Here is a 25079-nt window from a genome sequence, read left to right on the forward strand (position 1 = left end):
GCCCTGATTGCATCCTCTTCATTAATACTTATGTATGATGGGGATGTTTATATCCTATTAATTTACACTCTCGTCATCTTGTTTTCCTACAGCTGGTCCTACCGTCAAACGAAAGGAACCAGCCCTCACCAGCTTTCTTCAAACTGATAACGGTCGAGAATACTGAAAAATTCCCCGAGGAACTCGAAAAACAGCTTCTCCGTCGGCAGCAGCTCGCGCTCATTTGGGATGATCACACCGACTGTCCTCGTTACTTCCGGTTCTGTAATCGGAATTTTTACCGTCGACCGCGGCAGGCTGTCTATTAAGGTAATTTCCGGAATAAGCGTCACGCCAAGACCTGCAGACACCAAGCCTTTAATGGCATCAATGTCCTCCCCCTCAAACGACACCTGCGGTTCAAAGCCAAGCTGGCTGCAGGCATCGACAATAATTTCCCTTAAGATGAAGCCTTTTGGAAAAAGAACAAAGGAATCTTCCCGTAATTCAGCTAATGTTATTACCCGCTTTTTAGCAAGGGGATGGGTGGCAGGCAATAAGGCAACGATTTTTTCAGTAAATAATGTTCTTCCACGGATTTTCTTCTCCTTTTTCGGCACCGGACCAAGGAGGGCAAGGTTAAATTCTCCCTTTATCACACCATCAATTAAGGATTGGTAGGAACCTTGATTGAGCTGAAATTTCACATGAGGATAGCGCTCACGGAAGGCTGAAACGGCCGTCGGCAAGGTGTATGCCGCCAGGCTGCTGGGGAAGCCAATCCGAATCGTTCCCTTCTCAGGATCTAAAAATTCCTCCACCTCCCGTTTCGCATTATCAATCAGCTTCATCGCCTGCTGCATCTGTTCTAAAAACAAACTGCCGATTGGTGTCAATTTGACATTCCGGCCTTCGCGGATAAACAAATCAACCCCTAATTCCGCCTCCAAATTAACAATCTGCCTGCTCACTGCCGATTGGGCCACATGCAGGGCATGGGCAGCCTCCGTTACATGCTCCCTTTTTGCAACCTCAATAAAATAATGAATCTGTCTTAACTCCACCCATTTCCACCTCGTTTTTTATTCATCTATTTCCGGCATCAATCTTATCTATTTTTCGTATTGCTTAGATTATTTATCAATTATAAAATAAAACAATACTAAGGTGAAGAAATATTCAGTCTATATATACTGTTCATTTAGCTTATTTTTCAAAAGGAGTGAATTCCATGCAAACAATTGAAGATGTAAAACAATCAGGATCAAAGGCAGCAAGGGATTATGTAAATACTGTGTTCGAGACGGTGAAAAACCGCAATGCGTTTGAAAGTGAATTTCATCAAGCAGTGAAGGAAATTTTTGATTCACTTGTGCCCGTTTTCGCGAAACACCCATCATATATCGAGCAGGGGATCCTTGAAAGAATCGTTGAACCAGAAAGAGTTATCACCTTCCGTGTTCCCTGGGTGGATGATTCCGGTAAGGTGCAGGTAAACCGCGGCTTCCGCGTGCAATTCAACAGCGCCATCGGACCTTATAAAGGCGGCTTGCGCTTCCATCCGTCGGTAAATGCCAGCATTATCAAATTTTTAGGATTTGAGCAGATTTTTAAAAACTCTTTAACTGGTCAGCCAATTGGCGGCGGAAAAGGCGGCTCCGATTTCGATCCAAAGGGAAAATCAGACAACGAAATCATGCGCTTCTGCCAAAGTTTTATGACAGAGCTTTACCGTCATATTGGTCCAGATGTCGATGTGCCGGCAGGGGATATCGGTGTTGGTGCCAGAGAAATCGGCTTCATGTTTGGCCAGTATAAAAAAATCCGCGGCGGATTCGAAGCAGGGGTATTAACAGGTAAAGGACTAGGCTACGGCGGCAGCTTAGCCCGCACCGAGGCAACCGGTTACGGTACAGTTTACTTTGTTGAGGAAATGTTAAAGGACCAAGGACTGAGCTTCTGCGGCAGTACGGTCGTTGTATCCGGTTCAGGTAATGTGTCTATTTATGCGATGGAAAAAGCAACCCAGTTCGGCGCCAAGGTTGTGGCCTGCAGTGATTCCAACGGGTATATCTATGATGATAACGGCATTAATTTAGAGACCGTTAAACAAATTAAAGAAGTTGAGCGGAAAAGAATCAGCGAGTATGTTAATTACCACCCGCAAGCCCAATATTTCGAAGGATGCTCAGGGATTTGGTCGATTCCGTGTGACATCGCCTTACCTTGTGCAACCCAAAATGAAATTGATGAAACGTCAGCAAAGATTCTTGTATCCAACGGCGTAAAAGCGGTTGGCGAAGGTGCCAACATGCCTTCAACCTTAGCAGCTGTCGATATTTTCCTTAACAGCGAAGTGTTGTTTGGCCCTGGTAAAGCGGCAAATGCCGGCGGTGTAGCTGTTTCAGCTCTAGAAATGGCTCAAAACAGCCAACGCTTGTCTTGGACATTTGAGGAAGTGGACGCCAAACTCCACCAAATCATGATTAATATTTACCAAAACAGCGTAAAAGCTTCTGAAGAATACGGCTTCCCTGGCAACCTGGTAGTCGGTGCCAACATCGCCGGATTCACAAAAGTAGCTAACGCCATGATCGCACAAGGCGTTATATAAATTTGAAAAGCGCTAGGGCGCTAGAGCTGGACAATTCTTAAAGTTGAATTTATTAAAAAATCTCCTTCTATGGAGATTTTTTTATTTCTGCATGTTTTCTAAACCCACAGGTTACATTAACATTGGTTTCACTTATCAAGGAGGTTTTGCGAAATGGACAACAAAAGCACCCACGAATATGTAGAAAAACTGAAGGAAAACCAAGAAAAGGACAGGAAAAATCGGGAACATCAGGGAGACAATCACCCTGGCAAAAAATTGCCGAATCATAAGCATTAAACTCGATAAGGAAAAAACAAAATTTCTCCATTAGAAAGTAATCGCAACGAACCCCGTCTTTTATCAGACGGGGTTCGTTTTTTATTTATTCATCTTCGCCAAAAATCCGCCCAGCAGGTCGTCGATATCCAGTTCTTCTTCCTGATTTTCTTCCACTGCGGGCTCATCTTTCTGCCTCACGCTTTCCCAATCAAACCCGTCGAGATCGTCTTCGCCATCCACATCGATTTTAAGCGTCTCAGCTGGCTCCTGCCGGCTGCCTATTTCCTCATCGAGGGATACAGCCAGTTCCGCGGGAAATACTTCCTCCTGGAGATATAACGCCTCATCGATATCGACCGAGTTGCTGTTCATTGCTGCCAGTAATGCGGTGGAACGGACAGGGTCGGAAATCAGTTGATAGACAATACTTCCTAACAATGCCTCTGAGTGTTCATGCTTGAGCCAGTCCCGCTGGGCTTTTGTTAAATTTTGAGGAAGCGGAATGGTGATCGATTCTTTCTCCCTGGAAAAAGAATGGTTCACCCCCTGCAGCACAAACTCGGCAATTTTACTGGAGAAATTTCGCCGTTCTGTTTCTTTTAATTTTTGCAGCTGTTTTATAATATGGTCCGGAGTATCTGATGGGACACGAAAGGATAGGGCTTGGCCTCTTTTAATTTCATTTGCTGCAGGCTTCATCATCACACATCACCTTAATTTAACTTTTAACCGGTGCAGTCGCTTTTGGTTTCTCCGTTCGTCTGACAAAATCTGTGACGAGTTTATAATAAGCATTAGCCATCATCCAAATACTTTCCTTATCATCCTCAAAGAATTCGATATTATAGCCATCCAAATTGTTATTGATTGTTTTAAGATAATCCTTTAGGACATGGGCACCGCCGCCAACAAAATAACAAATTTCCGTTTGCGAGTTCCTCTGCCATACATTGCGTAGTAATCGATATTGTTTTTTCGCTAAATCTAAGAGAATGCGGTCGGTAATATCGTGAACGCTTGTCCTGCTTCCTTTTACCATGATGTGGTTGCGATCATTTTTTCTGGTAATAATTTCGACTACATCGCGGCGGCTGTCCAGTTCCACGCCGTGCTTCGTTCTAATTTCTTCGCGAATGGCCTCTAACGATTCCGAGACACCAAGGTTAAATCCTTGGGCCTTATCATCATCGACATTGCGATTTTTAATAACCGCAATATCAGTTGATAAACCGCCGATATCTTGAATTAAGATACGCTTATCAATTAAATCCTTATTGATGATTTTTAGATTATTGTCCATCACCAAATTTATGTAAGCGGCGAAACCTTCAGGATACACCTTTACTTCATTAAATTTAATATTTACTTTCAAGCCCTGGTATTTTGGCGTCACCAAAAATTCAACTTGATGGACAGATCCGACTAATTTCGAGCGATATCCCGCATCCTTGCCTTCCTTTACCTCACGAAGGGGGAGGCCAGTTCCAAGTGTGTAGCTGGCATCAATGACATTTTTGGCGCGCGGGAAACTTTTTTGTTTAACCGCATCCAATGCCAGTGTTGTAAAAAGCATAATGAGTGTTTGGTCTTCCTCAGATTTGCTGCTGCCAGGGTCTAATTCAGTGGCATTATTGCTTTTGGTGGCTAAGTTGCCGACACGGTAAATCACATTATTTTCTTTCAAGGCAGGGGAGTGTACCTTAACATGGATGCCGTCCAATGGATTCTTATCATCGAGCTCTTCAATCCCGATTACCGGTCGGTCCTCGGTGTCTCTTGCGATAATGTTAGGAATATTCAATTCATACTCTAATTCTCCGAAAATGGCCTTAATAGAGTCATTCCCTACATCAATTGCGGCAACTCTGGATTTAGTCATAAACATCATTCCTTTTCATTTAATAGATTTATTTTTAAAGTAGATTATTAAGTCCCTTTATTAAAGGCTATAGGAGATTAGTAGATTGTTCAATGAGGCAAATAGAAAAGATATGAAAGTGTAAAACAGTAAACATTTTGTAAACTTCGACCATAATGTTTACATTTATGTATACATCGATGACAAGCTCGTAAACATGCTGTTGTGACGGGATGTACACATTTTTGTAAACATGTAAACGCATTTGTAGACAAGAAGTATACGAAATGTAAACAAGTGTACAATAATGTTTACATCTCTGATATATTACAAATGTTTCATAAATATTCGCTTCAATCAGCACTGCAAAAAAAGAGAGACACCCTTTTTTAGATGTCTCTATTTACTATGTTACTAGTTATTTATTCACCTATTTCATGACCTTCCAGAACTCACCAGCTACTGCCTGATATCCTGTTAAGCTTAAGTGGATATTAGCCGGGTTTGGAAGATACTCTTGGAACTTGCTTGCAATTAGTGTATCTGTAGCGACAAATGTATCGCCATGTTGAGCTGCCTGTGCTTGAATCTGGGCGTTAAATCCTTGTAATAATTGGTCTAATTGAACTTTCTGCCCCGCATCTTGAATATATGGGTATGGGTTATAGTAGCCCATCACATACACCTTGACCGTTGGATTTAATTGATCAATGGTGCCTAAAATTATGTTTATGTTTTTCGCTGCCTCAGCAATCGCTGCCGGTGCTTGTGCTGCATTCGTTTGGATCACAGGGAGCAGATCATTTGCACCAATATCAATCGTTAAATGTGTAGCTTCTTTAATTTCCTTTTGTACTTCAACGTTTTTCAGCTGTTCAATTACATGAGTAGTTGTAAAGCCTGAAACTCCAAAGTTATCAAAATCCCTTAAATCATAGGTTTCGTTGGATTCTTTGAATTTTTCAGCTATAAAATCAGGGTAACCTGGACCATCTCCCCCTAGAGGAGTCATCCCGGCTGCTAAAGAATCACCTAAAGCAACATATTCAACTGGATCTGTAACTGGAGCAGGGACTGGAACAATCCATACGCCATCTGGACCGACTTCCCAGCCGTCAATGACTGTATTTACAGCCATAGAGCCGCTTGGATAGAAGTAATACCATTTTCCATCAATTGCTGCCCAGCCGGTTTTCATGGCTCCACTGTTATCTAGGAAATATTTTTTCTCTCCATCGTTTAGCCAGCCTGTTTTCATCGCGCCGCTGTTATCTAGGAAATACCATTTGCCTCCATTTGCTAACCAACCGGTTTTCATCGCGCCGCTGTTTTCAAGGAAGTACCATTTGCCTCCATTTGCTAACCAGCCCGTTTTCATTGCGCCACTATTGTCTAGGAAGTACCATTTACCTCCGTTGAAAAGCCAGCCGGTTTTCATTGTGCCTGATTTTTCAAGATAGTACCATTTTCCGCCGGTTAACAACCAGCCGGTTTTCATCGCACCGCTTTTTTCAAGATAATACCATTTACCATTATCTAATACCCAGCCGGTTTTCATGACACCGGAGCCATCAAGGTAATACCATACTCCACCAGTAGAAAGCCAGCCTGTTTTCGCTACACCATTGGCATAAAAATACCATTTCCCGTCAGCCAGTACCCAGCCGTTTGTGCTGACCGAATATCCATTTGCTTTGGCAATTGCATCAAAGCTGCTATCAGACCAGGTAATGATAACTGGTGTGTACACCTGGATTTGGCTGTAAAGCCAGCGTACTTCTTCGTTGTGCATGCGTACACAACCTGAACTAATATATTTACCTATGGAACTTTCATTCGCATTTCCATGTATTCCATATGTGGTACCATATGTACCTCTTGCCTCGAGCCCCATCCATCTGTCACCTAATGGGTTACGCGGATCACCGCCGGGAATCTTACCCGTATAATACGGACGATTGACAATCTTATTCACAATTCTAAATGTGCCTTCCGGGGTTAGATCTCTAGATCTGCCCGTTGCCACCTTAAAGGTTTTAATCAACTTCCCGCCATCATAATAAGCGAGTGTATTGATTTTTTTGTTGATGACTAGTAATTGTGAACTACCAGCTGCATCCGTTGGTACATTAAAGAAAAAGATGCTAAATATTAGGACAAAAACAATCGTTAATTTTTTCATATTCATCTCCCCATTATGTAATTATCATTACAGTAACATGACAGAGCGACTTTTTTTGTCACAATTTGGAGAAAATCTTGTAATATTTTTATATTCTTTTAAAAATATAGTTTAAAAGAACTAATTTTTTTCGACAACTCCAATCTTTCGTATGTCTTTACGTTTAAGGCATTTGTACCCCCACTTGAAATATAGGAGGCGGTTGCGGTATTCTAAAATGTAAGATTCTCCACGTAAGGTTGTGGTTACCATTAGGATAAATAAATTTATTAGTGAGTCGGGTAAGGCCTCAAGACGCGGGGCAGATAAATTAATAAGTGAAGGCAGGGTTACGATCAACGGGAAAGCGGCGCAAATAGGCAGCCAGGTTGAGCCCGGTGACCAGGTCTGCATTGATGGCAGTGCGGTCAATGTTTCACATAACTATGTCTATATTGCCTTAAATAAACCCGTTGGTATTACTAGCACAACGGAAAGACATATAAAAGGAAACATTGTTGATTTCGTCAACCATCCATTACGTATTTTCCATATTGGCCGCTTAGACAAGGATTCGGATGGCTTAATATTGCTGACAAATGACGGGGATATTGTGAACGAAATTCTTCGAGCAGAAAACAAGCATGAGAAGGAATATATTGTCACCGTGGCCAAACCGATAACGCCTGAGTTTCTCAAACGAATGTCCGCCGGGGTAGAGATATTAGATACGAAAACACTCCCTTGCAAAGTAACACAGTTATCCAAATATGTCTTTAAAATTATCTTAACTCAGGGTCTGAACCGACAAATCCGCAGGATGTGTGCGGCACTTGGTTACGAGGTAGTCAGGCTGCAGCGGATTAGGATTATGAATATTGAATTAGGCAGCATGCCAATTGGACAATGGCGGGACCTCACGAAAAAAGAACGCCAGCAGCTATTTACAGACCTAAACTATGAGCCGAAAGAATGGTAAAGAAAAGAGAGGCTGAGTCGAAACATACACTGTTTCTGCTCAGCCTCTCTTTCTTTCATTGTACAACGAAGGCCCTTTCCTTACATGACCTTTTTCCTTGTACGCATGCCGTTTTAGGGCACGTAAACCCTTTTCATTTACCATTCTGATTGCCAACCGGCTCATTCGGTCAATGTAATCACCTTTCATTTACCATTCTGAATCCAAACAGGCTCATTCGGTCAATGTAATCACCTTTCATTTACCATTCTGAATCCAAACAGGCTCATTCGGTCAATGTAATCACCTTTCATTTACCATTCTGAATCCAAACAGGCTCATTCGGTCAATGTAATCCCTTTTCAAGATCTAAACCTGCTCTGCTTCCCACTTCGCGACTTCTTCCCGAACCAGCGGTGCCACTTCTGTTCCCAGCAGCTCAATCGCCTTCAATACATCCTCGTGCGGCATGGAGCCAACCGGTACATGCAGCATAAAGCGGGTAATGCCTACGTGTTTGCGAAGATGAATAATTTTTGCCGCAACCGTTTCCGGATCTCCGACGTACAGTGCACCCTCAAAGCTTCGGGCAGCATCAAAACTTGAGCGGTCATAATGCCCCCAGCCGCGTTCCCGTCCAAGTACGTTCATGGCTTGCTGCGTTGAAGGGAAAAATTTATCTGCTGCCGTCATGGTATCCTCAGCAACGAAACCATGCGAATGTGAGGCAACTGGCAGCTTAGTCACATCATGGCCTGCCTGGGCAGCCGCTCTTTTATAGAGATTTACATGCTGGGCAAACTGCAGCGGACTGCCTCCAATAATCGCTAAAACAAGCGGCAGGCCAAGCATGCCCGCACGAATGACAGATTGTGGTGTGCCCCCGCTGCCAATCCATACAGGTAATGGATCCTGAACCGGTCTAGGATACACGCCCAGGTTGTTGATTGCCGGCCGGTGCCCGCCCCTCCAGCTCACTTTCTCAGACTCGCGGATTTTCAATAATAACTCCAGCTTCTCATCAAACAGCTCATTATAGTCATTTAAATCATACCCAAACAACGGAAAGGATTCGATAAACGAACCCCTGCCTGCCATAATCTCTGCACGGCCATTCGAAATGGCATCAAGTGTAGCGAAATCTTGGAATACCCGTACAGGATCGGCGGAGGAAAGCACTGTAACGGCACTCGTCAGCCGAATTTGCTTCGTTTGCGACGCAGCTGCAGCCAGCACAATTGCTGGTGAGGAAGCCGCATAATCTTTACGGTGATGCTCACCAACACCAAAGATATCTAAACCAATCTTGTCAGCAAGAACAATTTCTTCAACCACCTCACGCAGCCGCTCGGCATGACTTTTCACCTCACCCGTTTGAACATCCGGCGTTGTCTCTACAAACGTACTTACCCCTATTTCCACTGACAATCCCTCCATTTTATGTAACCTTATCTTCCAACAATAGCAAAAATGAATCTCAATGGCCAATATCTTTAATTTGAGATATTTTTCCGCCCATTTAAAATTCAGGAATAGAATTAGCAGCAATGTATAAGTTTCTCCACTTTTTACTTAAATTCCAATTTGTCCAAGCTTATTTTAGCAGAAACGCATACCATATTTGGAAACAAAACGATTTTGTTTACCAAGATGGAAAGGAGTAGTTTTATTTGCGTACAGTCATGCATCTAAATTTAAGGGTTGACCCGACCCAATATATATCACAGATTCGGAATGTTCCTAACTATGATTATATCCATACCGTCCGCCAGCCTAAATATATGATTGATCTCTCGCTTCTTAATGAAAAGGTACACTATTTAAATGAGATCTTCTCGCCAACTGAATTTATTAAGAAACATCAGCTGTCACTCTTACACGCCCACCACGGTCAATTAGGGGTATTATTACTCCCATTTAAGAATGCAACAAAGCTTCCGTTAGTCACTAGTATCCGCGGGAGGGATGCAACCCTTGCCAATCAGCCAGTTGGATACTTAGAGAACATGAAAAAGCTGTTCGAGCAAGGAGATCGCTTTTTCCCAGTCTGTCAATATTTAGCTGATAGGATCATTGCATGGGGGTGCCCTCCAGAGAAAATCAGAGTGTTATATGGCGGTGTCGACCTTAGTCAATACACCTACCGCACACCTAAGAGGAACGGCTCCCAAAACATTATCTCAATCGGCAGGTTAGTAGAGAAAAAGGGCCACCATATTCTCATGAAAGCTTTTCATAAAATAAAGGATAGATTCCCAAATGCGACATTGACAATCATCGGCAAAGGGGAATTAGAAGAAGAGCTGAAGGCCTTGGCTAAACAGTTAGAATTAGGGGATTCATTTCGTCTCTTACACCATCTCCCTAAAGAACAAGTCCGGGAACACTTAAGAAATGCAGATTTATTTTGCGCTGCCAGCTTAGAAGCCGCGAACGGAGATGTAGAAGGGATTCCGAATACCTTAAAAGAAGCAATGGCAACAGGCGTCCCAGTCATCTCAACCCGGCATGCCGGCATCCCTGAATTAGTTAGACATAAGCAAAATGGCTTTTTAGTGCAGGAAAACAACGTTGAACAACTTGCCGCTGCTCTTGAGTTTATGTTAAAGAATCGGCAGGTATGGGGGAAATATTCCATTGCAGCCCGCAAAAAAATTGAACAAGCCTTTGATCTTCAGAAACAGCTCTTACAGCAGGCAAATTATTATGATGAACTGTTAGGAGGATCGAAATGAAGGATTTTAAATCAATTAAAGTAACGAAAGGCGTCAAAACCTTACAGATTGAAAACCCTACTAAGTATCCGCTGATCGGTATGGGTGCACAAGGCGCCGTTTTTAAATTATCAGAAGAAAAGTGTGTGAAGATTTATACAGACCCGCTGCAAGCAAAAATGGAAGCCGATGCACTAAGCGCTGGCAAACATCTATCATTTTTCCCAAAGGTCTACGAAACAGGTTCAAACTTTATCGTGATGGAATACTTTAATGCCCCAACATTAAAGGAATACCTCAGAAATTGCACGTATATCCCTGAATCCATCGCCAGCAAACTGCTGACTATTTTAAAAGAATTAAAAGAGGCAAAATTCACGATGGTTGATGCCCCGCTGCGACATATTTTTGTCCTTGAAAATGAAGAGTTGAAAGTAATTGACCATGTGAATGCCTTCAAACGGATTCACCCTGTCCCATTAAAACTATTGAGGGATTTAAATATCATTCTATTAAAAGAGTCCTTCTTAGAAGTAGTAAAAAGGCTGGAACCGGAGACATTACAAGAGTGGGAAAAGTATTTTAACAAAAATAGTTTGGATTATAAAAATATTCCCGTCACCTCTGGGGGATCAGGGGAGGGAGTCAAGGTGGACAGCGCCGTCACGCAGCCACTTATCGGAAAAGGGCATCAGGGTGCAGTCTACCGGGTTGCTGAAGATACCTGTGTAAAGATTTATGGGAAACCGGAAAATGCCAAGCAGGAACAAGAGGTTCTATTATCTTGTCAAAACTTATCCTTTATCCCTAAAGTCTATGAAAAAGGAACCAATTATGTTCTAATGGAATACCTGGTAGGGCCTGACTTAAATACTTTTCTAAAAAAACAATCTACCTTATCAGAAGAGATTACTAAAAAACTGCTCGATATTTTAACAACCCAGAAGCAATCAGGTTTTAAGCAAATCGATGCTCCCTTACGGCATATCATTGTCACCAATACCGGGTTTAAAATGGTCGATCATGTCTATTCGTTCTCGCGTGTTCAAGAGCGGCCGCTGGAGTTATTCCAGAACCTTCATGAAAGAAATTTCTTAGATTCCTTCCTGGAACAAGTAAAGGCGATTGACCCAAAAACACATGCGGAATGGACCAAAACACCGATCCCGCTCACAAATCCGGAGGACGGTAATAAAGGAACAAATGAAACCAAGAAAACTAGCACAAAAAAGCGATCCAAGCGAAAAAAGGAACACCATCATAGACATGGGCATAGTCACAAAAAAGAACATGATCGAAAAAAAGGACATGGCAGAAAAAAATGACCATATTAGTGACGGGTGCAGCGGGTTTTATTGGTTTCCATCTGGCAAAGCAATTGTTAGCCAAAGGCTATCAGGTTATTGGGATTGATAATCTAAATGACTATTATGATGTTTCATTAAAAAAGGATCGTCTAAAAATTATAGAAAAACATCCTAAGTTTGAATTTTATAAAATCGATTTAACTGAGCGGAACAAAATAAATCAGCTATTTGTTGATCAATCCATCCATCGGGTAATTCATTTGGCTGCCCAGGCCGGTGTCCGGTACAGTTTAACCGCCCCCCATACCTATGTTGATTCCAACCTGGCCGGGTTTATGTCGATTTTAGAGGCATGCAGGCATCATAAAATAGAGCACCTGATCTATGCCTCATCCAGTTCTGTTTATGGCGCCAATACAAGAATTCCATTTTCCACTAATGATAGTGTCGATCACCCCTTAAGCCTTTATGCTGCGACAAAAAAGGCAAATGAATTGATGGCCCATACGTACAGCCATTTATTTCAGATCCCAACAACCGGACTCCGATTCTTTACGGTTTATGGTCCATGGGGAAGACCGGATATGGCTTACTATTCTTTTACCCGGGATATCATTGCAGGGAATACAATAAAGGTATTTAATCATGGGGATATGAGCAGAGACTTTACCTACATTGATGATATTGTGGATGGAATCATCGCATTACTCGATCATCCCCCTGCATACAATTCTAACTGGAATGGCAAAAATCCTGACCCGGGTACTAGCTTTGCTCCTTACCGGATTTATAATATCGGCAATCATAATCCCGTCAAGTTGCTGGACTTTATTAAACAATTAGAAAGACTCGTTGGGAAAAAGGCAAAAATAAAATTTCTGCCGATGCAGCCGGGTGATGTGAAGGAAACTTATGCAGACATAACAAATTTACAAAAGGAAACAGGATACTATCCGAAAACAACCTTAGAAACAGGCTTAGCACAATTCGTCGATTGGTATAAGAAATATCATTGAAGCAGAGGGGAGAACTCATCTGCTTCTTTCGTTTTTCTTGAAACAGCTGCTCATTATTTAATTTAGGTTCCAAGGGGCGAGAAATCTAATGTAATTGAGAATGCTGAGATTAATTGAAAATTTGAGTTTTTCAATTCAATCATATTTATCCTATCTTTTAAAATAGTACTCTATTTCACTTGACAAATTTACAAGAGTTATATGATAATAGATTTTGAATTAGAATTATTTTAAATAACTAATTATAATTAAAAGAGAATTGCAATTAGCTGTTTATTATTTAGACTATTTGTCTAAACTAGCTTTTTAAACATTCTCAAAAAACACTAGGAGGAAAATTATTATGTCTCTAATTGGAAAAGAAGTACAACCATTCAAAGCACAAGCATACAGAAATGGAGAATTTTTGGAAGTTTCAGATGCAGACTTCAGAGGTCAGTGGAGCGTAGTTTGCTTCTATCCAGCTGACTTTACATTCGTTTGCCCAACAGAGTTAGAAGATCTTCAAGATCAGTACCCAGCACTGCAAGAACTTGGCGTTGAAGTATTCTCTGTTTCTAGAGATTCTCATTTTACACATAAAGCATGGCACGATTCATCAGAAACCATTGGTAAAATTACGTATACAATGATCGGTGACCCTGCCCATGTCCTTTCCCGTAACTTTGATGTATTGATTGAAGAAGAAGGTGCTGCAGACCGCGGTACATTCATCATTGATCCAGACGGCGTGATCCAAGCTGTTGAAATTAACGCTGGCGGCATTGGCCGTGATGCTAGCACACTTATTAACAAAATTAAAGCAGCACAATATGTTCGCCAAAATCCTGGTGAAGTTTGCCCTGCAAAATGGAAAGAAGGCTCTGCAACACTTAAGCCAAGCCTTGACCTTGTAGGAAAAATTTAAGGAGCAGATCAAATGATACTAGATGCAGATATAAAAGCACAATTAGCCCAATATCTTCAAATGATGGAAGGCGATGTGCTGCTCAAAGTTAGCGCAGGATCTGATGACGTTTCTCGTGACATGGTGGCTCTAGTGGATGAATTAGCCACCATGTCATCCAATATTAAGATTGAACATGCACAATTACAGCGGACACCGAGCTTCAGTGTGAATCGGATCGGAGAAGATACCGGGATCACTTTTGCCGGCATCCCGCTTGGCCATGAATTTACCTCATTAGTTCTGGCTCTCTTGCAAGTAAGCGGAAGAGCTCCGAAGGTTGAACAAAAGGTCATTGATCAAATTAAAACGATTAAAGGTGAATTTCACTTTGAATCTTATATTAGCCTGAGCTGCCACAACTGTCCTGATGTGGTACAAGCACTGAACGTAATGAGTCTTGTTAATCCTGGCATTACTCATACCATGATTGATGGCGCAGCGTTTAATGAAGAAGTAGAAAGCAAACAGGTTATGGCCGTCCCAACGGTGTTCCTAAATGGAGAATCGTTTGGCAGCGGCCGGATGTCACTAGAGGAAATCCTTGCAAAAGTCGGCAGCGCTCCAGATGCTTCAGAGTTTGCTGATAAGGATCCTTTCGATGTCCTCGTTGTCGGCGGCGGGCCAGCGGGTGCAAGTGCGGCCATCTATGCGGCACGTAAAGGCATTCGTACAGGCATTGTTGCTGAACGATTTGGCGGTCAGATTATGGATACTCTCGGCATCGAGAACTTTATTAGCGTAAAGCAGACAGAAGGTCCAAAACTTGCAGCAAGCCTTGAAGAGCATGTGAAAGAATACGACGTTGATGTCATGAATTTGCAGCGGGCAAAAAGCTTAGAAAAGAAAGATTTCATCGAGGTTGAGCTGGAAAACGGCGCTGTTCTAAAAAGCAAAACCGTCATCCTCTCAACAGGTGCCCGTTGGCGCAATGTCGGTGTCCCAGGTGAAGCAGAGTTTAAGAACAAAGGTGTAGCTTACTGCCCTCATTGCGACGGCCCGCTATTTGCAGGAAAACACGTTGCGGTTATTGGCGGCGGTAATTCCGGTATTGAAGCAGCCATTGATCTTGCGGGTATTGTAAAGCATGTAACAGTTATTGAATTTGCACCAGAGTTGAAAGCTGATTCTGTATTGCAAGATCGACTTTACAGCCTTCCAAATGCAACGGTCATCAAAAATGCTCAAACAAAGGAAATTACCGGTATCGACAAGGTAAACGGTATTACCTACATTGACCGTGGAACGGGAGCAGAGCACCATATTGAATTACAAGGTGTATTTGTTCAGATTGGTCTCGTCCCAAATACCGATTGGTTAGACGAAACGATTGAACGCACCAGAATGGGCGAAATCATCGTTGATAAGCATGGAGCTACCACCATCCCTGGTGTCTTTGCTGCAGGCGACTGTACAGATAGCGCATATAAACAAATCATCATTTCGATGGGTTCAGGTGCTACTGCTGCCCTAGGTGCATTCGATTATCTTATCCGAAATTAATCCAAAATTAATAGGTAAATAGAAAAGAGCTAAGCCGGTTTATATCTGGCTTAGCTCTTTTCATTCTTTATCTAGCGGTCTCTTTCTGTACCTTCAAGTTTTCACTTAGACCAAGCGTCCGCGCTGTTGACGTATGAATTTCGTGGAAAAGCTCTGAGTTTTCAACTAGTGACACGCCATAAGAAGGAATCATTTCTTTTATTTTCGGCTCCCACGCCTCTAAATGTTGCGGGAAGCATTTTTTTAATACCTCGAGCATGACATGAACGGCGGTAGAAGCACCCGGAGAAGCACCGAGCAATGCAGCGATCGACCCATCGGCCCCACTAACAACTTCCGTACCAAATTGAAGCGTTCCTTTGCCGCCCGCATCGGTATCCTTAATCACTTGCACACGTTGGCCTGCTACGACGATATCCCAATCTTCGCTTTTCGCGTTCGGAATAAATTCGCGTAACTCTTCCACTCGCTTTTCTTTTGATAACATCACTTGCTGAATTAAATATTTTGTTAACGGAATGTTTTTTGCACCTGCCGCTAACATGGTGAGGACATTATTCGGTTTTACGGAACCTAATAAATCCATATTTGAACCTGTTTTTAAGAACTTGGGCGAGAATCCGGCAAACGGTCCAAATAACAAAGACTTTTTGTTGTCGATGTATCGTGTATCAAGATGCGGCACAGACATCGGAGGCGCACCAACTTTAGCTTTGCCATATACTTTTGCATGGTGCTGCGCTACAATCTCCGGATTGTTACATACCAGGAATAGTCCGCTTACAGGGAATCCTCCAATATGCTTACTTTCAGGAATACCGGATTTTTGCAGTAACGGCAAGGACCCGCCCCCGCCGCCGATAAAGACGAATTTCGCCGTATGGCGTTCAATGGCGCCGGTATCCATATTCCACACTTTCAATTCCCATAAGCCGTCGCTCGTACGTTTTATATCCTCAACTTGATGCTTATATTTAATATCAACGTTTTGATTCTTTAAGTGGTCAAACAGCTTGTGCGTTAAAGCGCCAAAGTTAACATCCGTTCCAGAGTCGACTTTTGTAGCTGCTATTGGTTCCTTCAATAAACGGCCTTCCATGATAAGCGGAATCCATTGCGTCAGTTTGTCATGGTCATCGGAAAATTCCATTCCTTCAAACAATGGGTTGTTCGAAAGCGCTTCAAAACGTTTTTTCAAAAAAGTAACATTCTTTTCACCTTCAACTAAACTCATATGTGGCAATGGTCTGATAAAGTCCTGTGGATTACCGATCAGATTGCTGTTTACAAGATACGACCAAAACTGTCTTGAAACCTGAAACTGTTCATTAATTTTTATCGCTTTGCTAATATCTATCGATCCGTCCGATTTTTCGACGGTGTAATTAAGCTCGCATAGTGCAGAATGCCCCGTACCTGCATTATTCCATTCGTTAGAGCTTTCCTCTCCTGCGTTTTCGAGCTTCTCAAAAACTGTCATTTTCCAGCCCGGTACTAATTCTTTCAAAAGTGTTCCCAAAGTCGCACTCATGATTCCGGCACCAATTAAGATAACGTCTGTTCTAGTTTGTCTGTTACTCATTTTTACCGTCCGTCCCTTACCTTAAAATTTGCAGAAAGGATGCAGGCGCTCTCCCTTAAGTCTCACAGCAGGCCAGCACGCGACTATTCATACACCTTTTCTGGATCAATAATAACCTACTAATAGTGTATCACTATTATTAATAGATTTAAAATATTTATTATTATAAGATAGTTTGTAAACTTGTTAAATCGTGGTAATATGACTGACATCTTTATTTTCTATTAGTATTTTGCCAGAACTTATAAACACCAAATGCTCTAGCAAATTATTATTTGCATGATTATTCCATACTTGAGTTTGTAATATCGGCTTCTATCCTGCTCATGAACTCTTCTGCTGCGCTGTATCCTTGCTGCTTCAAATACCAATTATTTGCCGCTGCCTCAATTAACCCCGCTACATCACGTCCAGGCTGGAGTTGGATTTCGATAGACGGAATTTTCACACCCATATAATCTGTATAGTGAAATTTCTGGTCCAAATCATTATACAAGGCATCTTTTTCCCATTTTGTTAAATTAATATCAAGCGCAATTCGTGATTCATCTTGAAAAGCCTTGCGGCCGTATAAGCGGACCACATTCAATAAGCCAATACTGCGAAGAGCCAGAAACTCCTTGGTTTTCTCATCATGAGTCCCCAGAATGGTCTGCGGGCTAAGCTTCTTAAGGATAACGATATCGTCCGCAACCAGCCGGTGCCCCCGGCGAATTAACGTGTGCGCCGTCTCACTTTTTCCTACCCCTGAATGACCGCGAAGCAAGATTCCAATCCCAGAAACATTCACACAAACTCCATGCACAGCCATTTCCGGTGCTAATTCCTTCACCAAATACGCATCCAATTTGGTGATAAACTCTGATGTGACCTCTGGCTTGTTTGTTACCAGCAAGGGAATCCCCTGTTCAATACAATGGTGGGTTAAATAAGTAAGACCCTCTTCACCAGCGGTTACGATAAAACATGGCGGGTGATATTGGACAATATTTCCGATTCGGATTTTACGTTCCTCTTTGCTTAATTTATGTAAATAGGTAATTTCTTTTTTTCCTAATATTTGAACTCGCTCTGTCGGGAAAAAGTCAAAATGGCCAACAAATTCCAGGCCTGGACGATGCACCCGTGATTGCGTAATGACATTTTGCAGTTGCCCCTCACCGGCCACTACTTTCAATGAAAACTTCTGAACTAAGCTTTCGACTGCTATTTTTTTCACCTTATTCTCACCGTCCTAATAGCCTTTTTATAATTGAATTATACTTAAGAAAACTGGAATCGTCATCCATTTTTGAATTGTTTCCTAAAAGGCTTGACCAACACCGAAACAATATAAAAAAAGCGGGACTATTTAAAGGGTGAACATTTCCACCCCTTTAAACAGTCCCACGCTGCTAATTAGTTTTAACTAAGACAATTTCGTCAATAATTGGTATTTCCTTTTTTAATAAAGTTAATAGAGTGTCATCCATTTTATTATCGATTTCGCAAATCGTGATCGCCGGACCATTGATTTTTGAACGTTCATTCGCCATTCGGGCGATGTTAAAGCCGTTTCGATAAAGGATTCCAGATAATTCAGCAATCGCTCCCTTCCGGTCACTATGGCGAATCACGAATGTGGGCCGTTCACCGGAAAATTTTAACGGATAATCATCCAATTCCTGAACCTCCACTTTACCGCCGCCTAAAGAGCTGGCCAAGAGCTTTACCGTACGTGAAGCCCCAGATAATTCTACGAGAACCGTATTCGGGTGATAGCTTCCAAGCACCCGTTTCGTGAACTCGTATTGTAAGCCGTTTTCTTCAGCAAGAGTTTTTGCATTGGGAATGCCTGCATCCATGGTAGACAGCCCAAGTACACCTGCTATTAGAGCTAAGTCGGTTCCATGTCCTTGATAGGTTTCGGCGAAGGAACCCATCAGCGAGAATTTAACATATGATGGTCTTTCGTTTAACAGCTGGCTGGCAATATTGCCAATCCGGACTGCCCCGGCTGTATGAGAACTTGATGGTCCAACCATAACCGGTCCAATAATCTCATAAGCACTTTCGTATTTGGCCGGCCCGCAGCCACTCGTTTTTTCTCTGAAAATCTGCGCTTTTAATTTTTGACCCGTCGGGGTGCCGGCTAGACCGCCGATACCGGTTTCCCTCAACGATTCAGGCATTTGCTGCCCCACTTCATGCATCACATGGATTACTTCATCCGGGGGGATGATGCTGACTACCCCTGCCAAAGCCATATCTGCTGCTGCTTGGGCGGTAATCGCATGTAATCCGTTGCGAAGGATGCACGGGATTTCCACCAACCCGGCAACAGGGTCACAAACCAACCCAAGAGAATTCTTCAACGCAATTCCAACGGCGTTTCCAACCTGCGCCGGGGTACCGCCGGCAAGTTCAACGAGAGTGCCGGCTGCCATTGCAGTGGCTGATCCAACCTCTGCCTGACAGCCGCCTGCAGCACCTGATATGGAAGCCCTATTCGCAATGACCAAGCCGAGGGCAGAGGCAGTGAACATGGACTGTACAATCTCTTCACGTGTAAATTTCCCGCTATCAAGGGCATGAACAAGGACAGCTGGCAAAATTCCCGCTGAACCCGCTGTTGGCGTGGCCACAATCCGCCCCATTGCCGCATTTACTTCCGATACACCGAGGGCATTTGCTGCGGCCTTTAGTGTCTTAGAATTAACAAAGGAATTCCCGTTTTCAGCATATTGGTGAAGGCGGTATCCATCACCTCCCGTCAAGCCGGTACGGGACATAACGGAGCTCGTCGTCCCTTCACGGACAGCCTCCTCCATTACAGTAAATTGCTTCGCCATTTTCTCGATTATCGTTTTTCTATCATACCCCTTTTGCTCGATCTCTGCGTTTATCATTAACTCATAAATGGTTGTTTTTTCTGTTTTGGCAAGCTCAATCAATTCTTTTAAACTTGAAAAAGACATGTCATCACTCCCCTTATATTATATGGAAGTGCCTGGGGCACTGTTCTCACAGCCTTTTTGTGCTGCTAGAGCCGTTCTCCTGGTTCCGAGCTCCTTTTAATTATACGATCAGCTTGATTAATTCATCTTTTGCTTGAACCTTCCCATCTATCGCTGGGACAACATCCATATATTGATTGGTATTAGTAATGACTACAGGAGTTTTTACATCAAAGCCTGCAGCTTTAATTTTTTCAAGGTCAAATTGAATAAGCAAGTCGCCTTTCTTCACTGCATCCCATTGCTTTACTTGAGAATGGAAAAACTGACCTTTTAAATTAATCGTATCAACCCCAATACAAATTAAGATTTCAGCCCCCCCTTCTGATGTAATACCGATGGCATGCTCCGTCGGAAATAGAGTGGTAACCGTTCCGTCAACGGGTGAAATCACTTCGCCGTTTTCGGGTTCAATCGCAATTCCTTTTCCTACCGTCTCAGTTGAAAAAAGAGGATCGCTTATTTCGCCTAATGGAACAATTTCCCCGCTCAATGGACTTAAGATGGTTTCTCTACTTACATTCGCCAGTCCAAATTCTTTTACCGTTTTAGCTGGCACTGCATTATTTTTTCCTTCATATCCAAATACAAGTGTCAGAACCATAGCTAATACCAAAGCAGTTAACACACCGATGATAAAGAATCCTATCGGTGAAAAAACAGGAATAGATAAGAAGCTTGGAAGAGCAAATGCCGTTGCTCTTGTGCCAAGTGCCCCATTAATCGCTCCACCAATTGCTCCTGCAATTGCGACAATGACCATCGTTTGTTTATAACGTACAAGGACACCATAAGTGATAAGTTCTGTTGTGCCAGCTAATGCACCTGGAACAATTCCTGATCCAGTGACCGTTTTTAAGTCCTTATCCTTCGTTTTCAAAAAGACCCCTATCGCCATCCCTATTTGAGCAAAAGGTGCAGCAGCTGCCATCGCAATAATCGGATCGCCGCCTTTGGCAAGATTGGCAATCGCTAATGGAATGACTGCCCAGTGAAGGCCTAATATCGTTAGGAAAGTCCATCCTGCACCCAGTACAGCCCCAGTTAAAAGCCCGCTTTTTGAACTTAAAAACTCGATAACCATTCCGATCGCTTCACCGACATATGTACCAAAAGGACCAAAAATAAGGATAGTTAAAGGAACAATAACAACTAATGAAATTAGTGGGTTAATAAACATTTGTAAGTCTTTGTAAATGACTTTATTCAAAAGTTTATTTAAAATGGCATAAATTGAAACAGCAATTAAGATAGGAAAAACAGTGGAGGAATAGCTGGCGAGTATAACCGGAATCCCTAAGAAATTTGCATCTTGAGCACCAGAATGAACTAAATCCGTATAATGCGGTTCCAAAAGTGCCGCACCAATCGCACCGCCAACATAGCCATTGGCTCCGAGTTTTATCGCTAATGTAATCCCGAGAAAAACGGGAAAGAAGTAAAATATAGCATGTCCAGCTGCGGCCAGAATGGCATAGGTTGCACTTTTAGCAGATAACCATCCCAATGTCGTTAAAATAGATAATAACGCTGAAATTAATCCAGATCCGGCAAGTACCCCTAAAATAGGTGCAAAACTACCACTGATTGCTCCTAAAATTTTATTCATAACCGTTTCCTTTTGTTCTACAGAAGATTCACTCGTATTAATCGCATTCATCTTTTTTCTCCTAATTTGAATTTAGTTAGATAAACTGTCTTGTTGAGTAGGAATATTTCTTATGATTTCCATTTACTTAATAAATATCATTCACCGTGGTGTTATAATAAAGTAGTCTGAGAGATGTAAGTAGCAGGTCAGATTGTGCCATAGTCGACTTGAAATAATTTGAATTTTCGTGGGTGATAATATGAAAATTTCAATAGAAAAGATAAACAAAGAACTGGGCGAAGAGATCCTCATTAGGTGTCATGAGGTGGATGACGAAATAAACGAAATCGTAAACAAGCTGAAAACAGACGACCTCACTATACTCGGATATCAAAATGAGAGAGTTCACCGAATTAAGCTTAGTGATATTTATTATTTCGAGGCAGTTGACGGAAAGGTGTTTATTTACTGTAAGGACAACGTCTTTCAAGTAAAACAAAAGCTTTATGAGATCGAGGAATTATGTAAAAATAAGAACTGTTTTCGGGCATCGAAATCGACTATTTTAAACATCGCTAAAATTTCATCTATTTATCCGTCCATAAGCGGCCGATTTGAAGCGATACTTGATAATGGGGAACGTGCTGTTGTATCAAGGCAGTATGTGCCTGTCCTTAAAAATAGGCTTGGCTTGTAAAAGGAGCGATACATATGAAGATGTCCAAATTTGTACAAAAGCTTATGAAGGATTTCCTGCTAATCTTCGCTTCGATCATCATTATGATGACAATTTTGCGTCAAATATATAATCCCGATTTGGCCTTTGATTTAAAGTCCATTTATATCATTATGGCATTTTCATTTTTTAGTGCATTCATTGGATTTATTTTGTATTCTCCTCATGATCTAAGTGAGAAGAAAAGGCGTATTCGAATGGCCATTCATTTTCTCACCTTGGAGATTCTATTGATTGCCCTTGCCAGCATTTTTGATGTAGTGAATAACGTAGTGGATGGAATCATTCTTGCCTTGCAAATTGCAGGAATCTATATCCTGGTTCGTCTGCTGTCATGGAAACACGATAAAAAAGAAGCCCAAGAAATTAACGAAAAACTAAAGGCGTTTAAGAGTAGTCAATGATTTTATCAAGCAGCAGGTGTCTGCAACTTTGATGCGGTAAGCTATAAAGCTTGCCGCTTTTTTTACATCTTATTTGCCTGTGGATGCAACTTACAGTTTTTCTATATACATCCTTTTCGCATTTTTTTATGATGAGTTCATAAAAAATACTTCAAAAAAGAAGGGGTTACTACAATGGGCACTTTACTATTATTGATCGCATTGACTTTCGAGATTGCCTTTGCCATCTACTGTATGGTAACGAAGCAAAACCATAAAAAAATAAAGAATTGGATGAGGATTGCTGTTTTTTGTGCATTTATTATTCTCACACTTTCATCGGTGATTGTGTGGAGTTTGCGCTGGGTACTGCCTGCTATACTGCTCCTCATATTAGCCGTCACGGGAACAGTTTCTCTGATCCGTAACAAAACAAATACTAAACAATACAAAACCTCTAAACTTGTGTGGAAATCGATCATCATGCTATTGGCTTTCGTTTTTGCACTTGTTCCGGCAATTGTTTTTCCACAGCATCCATCGCCAAAAGTGACAGGTGAATATGAAGTTGCAACCGCCACTTACACATATGTTGACAAAAACCGTAAGGAGGAATTTACCGATAATGGAGACAACAGGTTTGTAAATGTGGAATTTTGGTATCCAAAAAATGCAGATGAGAAATACCCGCTTTTGGTGTTCTCACATGGAGCCTATGGTATTAAGGCAAGCAATACCTCTACCTATACCGAGCTGGCAAGCCACGGCTATATAGTCGTTTCAATCGATCATCCCTATCATTCCTTTTATACTCGTTCAGAGGATGGAACGAATGTCTTGATCAATACAGATTATAACCGCGAAGTCGACAATCTCAATAAAGAAGGCATTTACACGAGGGATGAAGAATATGGACTCATTCAAAAATGGATGAAGCTGCGAACAGACGATATGAATTTTGTCATAGATACGATCCTTCAAAAAGCCAAAAGTGACAAAACCTCTGTATATCAACATATCAATACAGAGAAAATTGGTGTGTTCGGACATTCAATGGGCGGGGCATCAAGTGTTTGGCTGGGCAGGGAACGTGATGATATAGATGCAGTTGTAAATATTGATGCCCCGTTCTTTAGTGATCTTGTTTATAAGAAAGAAATCGGAGATTATGCTGCACGTGACGAAGCCTTCAAGACTCCGCTTCTTAACATTTATTCTGACGATGTTTGGGGCCAGCTCGACAGCAACTCCACTTATGTAGCGAATAAGCTCAATAATAAAAACTTTAAAGACGCATATACTGTCCATTTCCAAGGAGCAAAGCATTTAAGCTTGACGGATTTACCGCTTTTCTCTCCTATACTTGCAAATTATATTCAAGGCGGAAGTGCAGACATTGATCCCTATTACTGTGTTGAAACTGAAAATAGCCTCATTTTAAAGTTTTCTGACGACAAATTAAAGGGCATTGGCCATTTTACACCTAAAAAGACGTATTAATTTTGATTATTCATTCGTTTCGGAAATATTATTGCAATATAAATGCCACAGATGTAAACGATTTAACACCTCCCTGTTCTTTGTATTAGAAAAATCTATGATATTCTTAATAAAAATTAGCAGCCAAAGAACATGGAGGGTGAAAGAATGCTTAAAAAAATGATAACAATTATAGCAGTTGCTGTACTCTCAGTAACTGTAAGTGCTAATGTACAAGCGGCAACGATAACTGTACAAAAAGGGGATACCCTTTGGGGACTATCACGCGAAAATAATACATCTGTGGAACAAATCGAAAAGTGGAATCAGCTTACAACGGACCTAATCCACCCTGGAGATATACTAACCATTGCACCGGAAAAACAATATACGGTTAAACAAGGTGACACATTATGGGACATCGCCATGGATCATCATGTAACGGTTTCACAGCTGCAAGAGTGGAACGAAATACATACCGATCTCATCCATCCCGGATTAAATCTATTAATCTTTGAAAGTATAAAAACTACTAATACAGCTAGAACAGAAAAACCAATACAGCCGGCAGTACAAGCGCCAAAGGAAACTGCACCAGCCGTACCTGCTGCATCAACAGGTAATACAAATACAAAAGAAATTACAGTGAAAGCTACAGCCTATACAGCTTCATGCCAAGGATGTTCCGGTATAACAGCTACCGGTATTAACCTTATTGAAAATCCAAATCAAAAGGTAATTTCAGTTGACCCGGCTGTCATACCGCTTGGCAGTAAAGTTTATGTCGAAGGCTATGGGGAAGCCATTGCCGGGGATACTGGCGGAGCCATTAAAGGAAATCGAATTGATGTCTTTATCCCATCTAAACAAGATGCTATTAATTTTGGTGTAAAACAATTAAAGGTTACAATAATTGACTAAGTTACAAAAATAGCCTTTCATTCACTATTTACCAATAAAACTGAAACCCCAGGCATTCACATAACAAAACAGCA

Annotated in this window: 21 protein-coding genes; 12 read left to right on the forward strand and 9 right to left on the reverse strand. The window is 41.8% G+C overall.

Going from position 1 to position 25079, the window contains the following annotated elements:
• Positions 1-125 precede the first annotated feature (125 nt).
• Positions 126-1043 (reverse strand): glutamate biosynthesis transcriptional regulator GltC, encoded by a 918-nt coding sequence (locus FAY30_RS25515; protein ID WP_149872470.1) that lies wholly within the window; start codon positions 1041-1043, stop codon positions 126-128.
• A gap of 167 nt (positions 1044-1210) precedes the next feature.
• Here FAY30_RS25515 and gdhA point away from each other — a divergent pair, with 167 nt between their 5' ends.
• Positions 1211-2593 (forward strand): NADP-specific glutamate dehydrogenase, encoded by a 1383-nt coding sequence (gene gdhA / locus FAY30_RS25520; RefSeq protein WP_149872471.1) that lies wholly within the window; start codon positions 1211-1213, stop codon positions 2591-2593.
• A gap of 153 nt (positions 2594-2746) precedes the next feature.
• Positions 2747-2872 carry a DUF4023 domain-containing protein gene (locus FAY30_RS25525; RefSeq protein ID WP_149872472.1) on the forward strand — a complete coding sequence of 42 codons (126 nt, stop codon included), beginning with the start codon at positions 2747-2749 and terminating at the stop codon, positions 2870-2872.
• 81 nt (positions 2873-2953) lie between these two features.
• Here FAY30_RS25525 and FAY30_RS25530 read toward each other — a convergent pair whose 3' ends face one another.
• The 3 genes from FAY30_RS25530 to FAY30_RS25540 form a co-directional block, all read right to left on the reverse strand.
• The gene (locus tag FAY30_RS25530; protein WP_149872473.1) at positions 2954-3556 is read right to left on the reverse strand and encodes a hypothetical protein; all 603 of its coding nucleotides are present in this window, start codon (positions 3554-3556) and stop codon (positions 2954-2956) included.
• A 16-nt stretch (positions 3557-3572) separates the two neighbouring features.
• Complete coding sequence (locus tag FAY30_RS25535; RefSeq protein ID WP_149872474.1) at positions 3573-4733, reverse strand: ParM/StbA family protein; 1161 nt, start codon at positions 4731-4733, stop codon at positions 3573-3575.
• Positions 4734-5142: 409 nt separating this feature from the next.
• The gene (locus FAY30_RS25540; protein WP_223820853.1) at positions 5143-6894 is read right to left on the reverse strand and encodes a L,D-transpeptidase family protein; all 1752 of its coding nucleotides are present in this window, start codon (positions 6892-6894) and stop codon (positions 5143-5145) included.
• Between the two features lie 250 nt (positions 6895-7144).
• Here FAY30_RS25540 and rluF point away from each other — a divergent pair, with 250 nt between their 5' ends.
• Positions 7145-7852: a 23S rRNA pseudouridine(2604) synthase RluF gene (gene rluF / locus FAY30_RS25545; protein WP_149872879.1), complete on the forward strand. Its 708-nt coding sequence runs from the start codon at positions 7145-7147 to the stop codon at positions 7850-7852.
• 348 nt (positions 7853-8200) lie between these two features.
• Here the strand turns inward: rluF and FAY30_RS25550 are convergent, their stop codons facing one another.
• A complete protein-coding gene (locus FAY30_RS25550) occupies positions 8201-9253 on the reverse strand; it encodes an LLM class flavin-dependent oxidoreductase (RefSeq protein ID WP_149872476.1) in 1053 nt (350 codons plus the stop codon).
• Between the two features lie 248 nt (positions 9254-9501).
• On the opposite strand from FAY30_RS25550, the gene FAY30_RS25555 reads away from it, so the two are divergent.
• From FAY30_RS25555 to ahpF, 5 genes are all read left to right on the forward strand, one after another.
• Positions 9502-10566: a glycosyltransferase gene (locus FAY30_RS25555; RefSeq protein ID WP_149872477.1), complete on the forward strand. Its 1065-nt coding sequence runs from the start codon at positions 9502-9504 to the stop codon at positions 10564-10566.
• Entirely contained in the window at positions 10563-11870 is a 1308-nt protein-coding gene (locus FAY30_RS25560; RefSeq protein ID WP_149872478.1) for a hypothetical protein, read from the forward strand. The genes FAY30_RS25555 and FAY30_RS25560 overlap by 4 nt, the downstream gene beginning before the upstream one ends.
• The gene (locus FAY30_RS25565) at positions 11867-12868 is read left to right on the forward strand and encodes an NAD-dependent epimerase (RefSeq protein ID WP_149872479.1); all 1002 of its coding nucleotides are present in this window, start codon (positions 11867-11869) and stop codon (positions 12866-12868) included. The genes FAY30_RS25560 and FAY30_RS25565 overlap by 4 nt, the downstream gene beginning before the upstream one ends.
• A gap of 343 nt (positions 12869-13211) precedes the next feature.
• A complete protein-coding gene (ahpC, locus tag FAY30_RS25570) occupies positions 13212-13775 on the forward strand; it encodes an alkyl hydroperoxide reductase subunit C (protein WP_149872480.1) in 564 nt (187 codons plus the stop codon).
• Positions 13776-13787: 12 nt separating this feature from the next.
• On the forward strand, positions 13788-15317 hold the full coding sequence (gene ahpF, locus FAY30_RS25575) for an alkyl hydroperoxide reductase subunit F (RefSeq protein WP_149872481.1): 1530 nt from the start codon (positions 13788-13790) through the stop codon (positions 15315-15317).
• A 67-nt stretch (positions 15318-15384) separates the two neighbouring features.
• Here ahpF and FAY30_RS25580 read toward each other — a convergent pair whose 3' ends face one another.
• The 4 genes from FAY30_RS25580 to FAY30_RS25595 all read right to left on the reverse strand — a co-directional run bounded on the left by FAY30_RS25580 (position 15385) and on the right by FAY30_RS25595 (position 21555).
• Entirely contained in the window at positions 15385-16899 is a 1515-nt protein-coding gene (locus FAY30_RS25580) for a malate:quinone oxidoreductase (protein WP_149872482.1), read from the reverse strand.
• A gap of 283 nt (positions 16900-17182) precedes the next feature.
• Positions 17183-18118, reverse strand: a complete 936-nt coding sequence (hprK, locus tag FAY30_RS25585; protein ID WP_149872483.1) for an HPr(Ser) kinase/phosphatase — start codon at positions 18116-18118, stop codon at positions 17183-17185.
• A 175-nt stretch (positions 18119-18293) separates the two neighbouring features.
• Entirely contained in the window at positions 18294-19856 is a 1563-nt protein-coding gene (gene sdaAA / locus FAY30_RS25590; protein WP_149872484.1) for an L-serine ammonia-lyase, iron-sulfur-dependent, subunit alpha, read from the reverse strand.
• Positions 19857-19956: 100 nt separating this feature from the next.
• A complete protein-coding gene (locus tag FAY30_RS25595) occupies positions 19957-21555 on the reverse strand; it encodes a glucose PTS transporter subunit IIA (RefSeq protein ID WP_149872485.1) in 1599 nt (532 codons plus the stop codon).
• Positions 21556-21745: 190 nt separating this feature from the next.
• Here FAY30_RS25595 and FAY30_RS25600 point away from each other — a divergent pair, with 190 nt between their 5' ends.
• From FAY30_RS25600 to FAY30_RS25615, 4 genes are all read left to right on the forward strand, one after another.
• Positions 21746-22183, forward strand: a complete 438-nt coding sequence (locus FAY30_RS25600; RefSeq protein ID WP_149872486.1) for a LytTR family DNA-binding domain-containing protein — start codon at positions 21746-21748, stop codon at positions 22181-22183.
• A gap of 14 nt (positions 22184-22197) precedes the next feature.
• The gene (locus tag FAY30_RS25605; RefSeq protein WP_149872487.1) at positions 22198-22626 is read left to right on the forward strand and encodes a DUF3021 family protein; all 429 of its coding nucleotides are present in this window, start codon (positions 22198-22200) and stop codon (positions 22624-22626) included.
• Between the two features lie 174 nt (positions 22627-22800).
• A complete protein-coding gene (locus tag FAY30_RS25610; protein ID WP_149872488.1) occupies positions 22801-24105 on the forward strand; it encodes an alpha/beta hydrolase family protein in 1305 nt (434 codons plus the stop codon).
• 147 nt (positions 24106-24252) lie between these two features.
• Positions 24253-25005, forward strand: coding sequence for a LysM peptidoglycan-binding and 3D domain-containing protein (locus tag FAY30_RS25615; RefSeq protein WP_149872489.1), 753 nt, complete (start codon positions 24253-24255; stop codon positions 25003-25005).
• The last annotated feature ends 74 nt before the right edge of the window (positions 25006-25079 follow it).

Source organism: Bacillus sp. S3, from assembly GCF_005154805.1.
GTDB lineage: Bacteria > Bacillota > Bacilli > Bacillales > Cytobacillaceae > Neobacillus.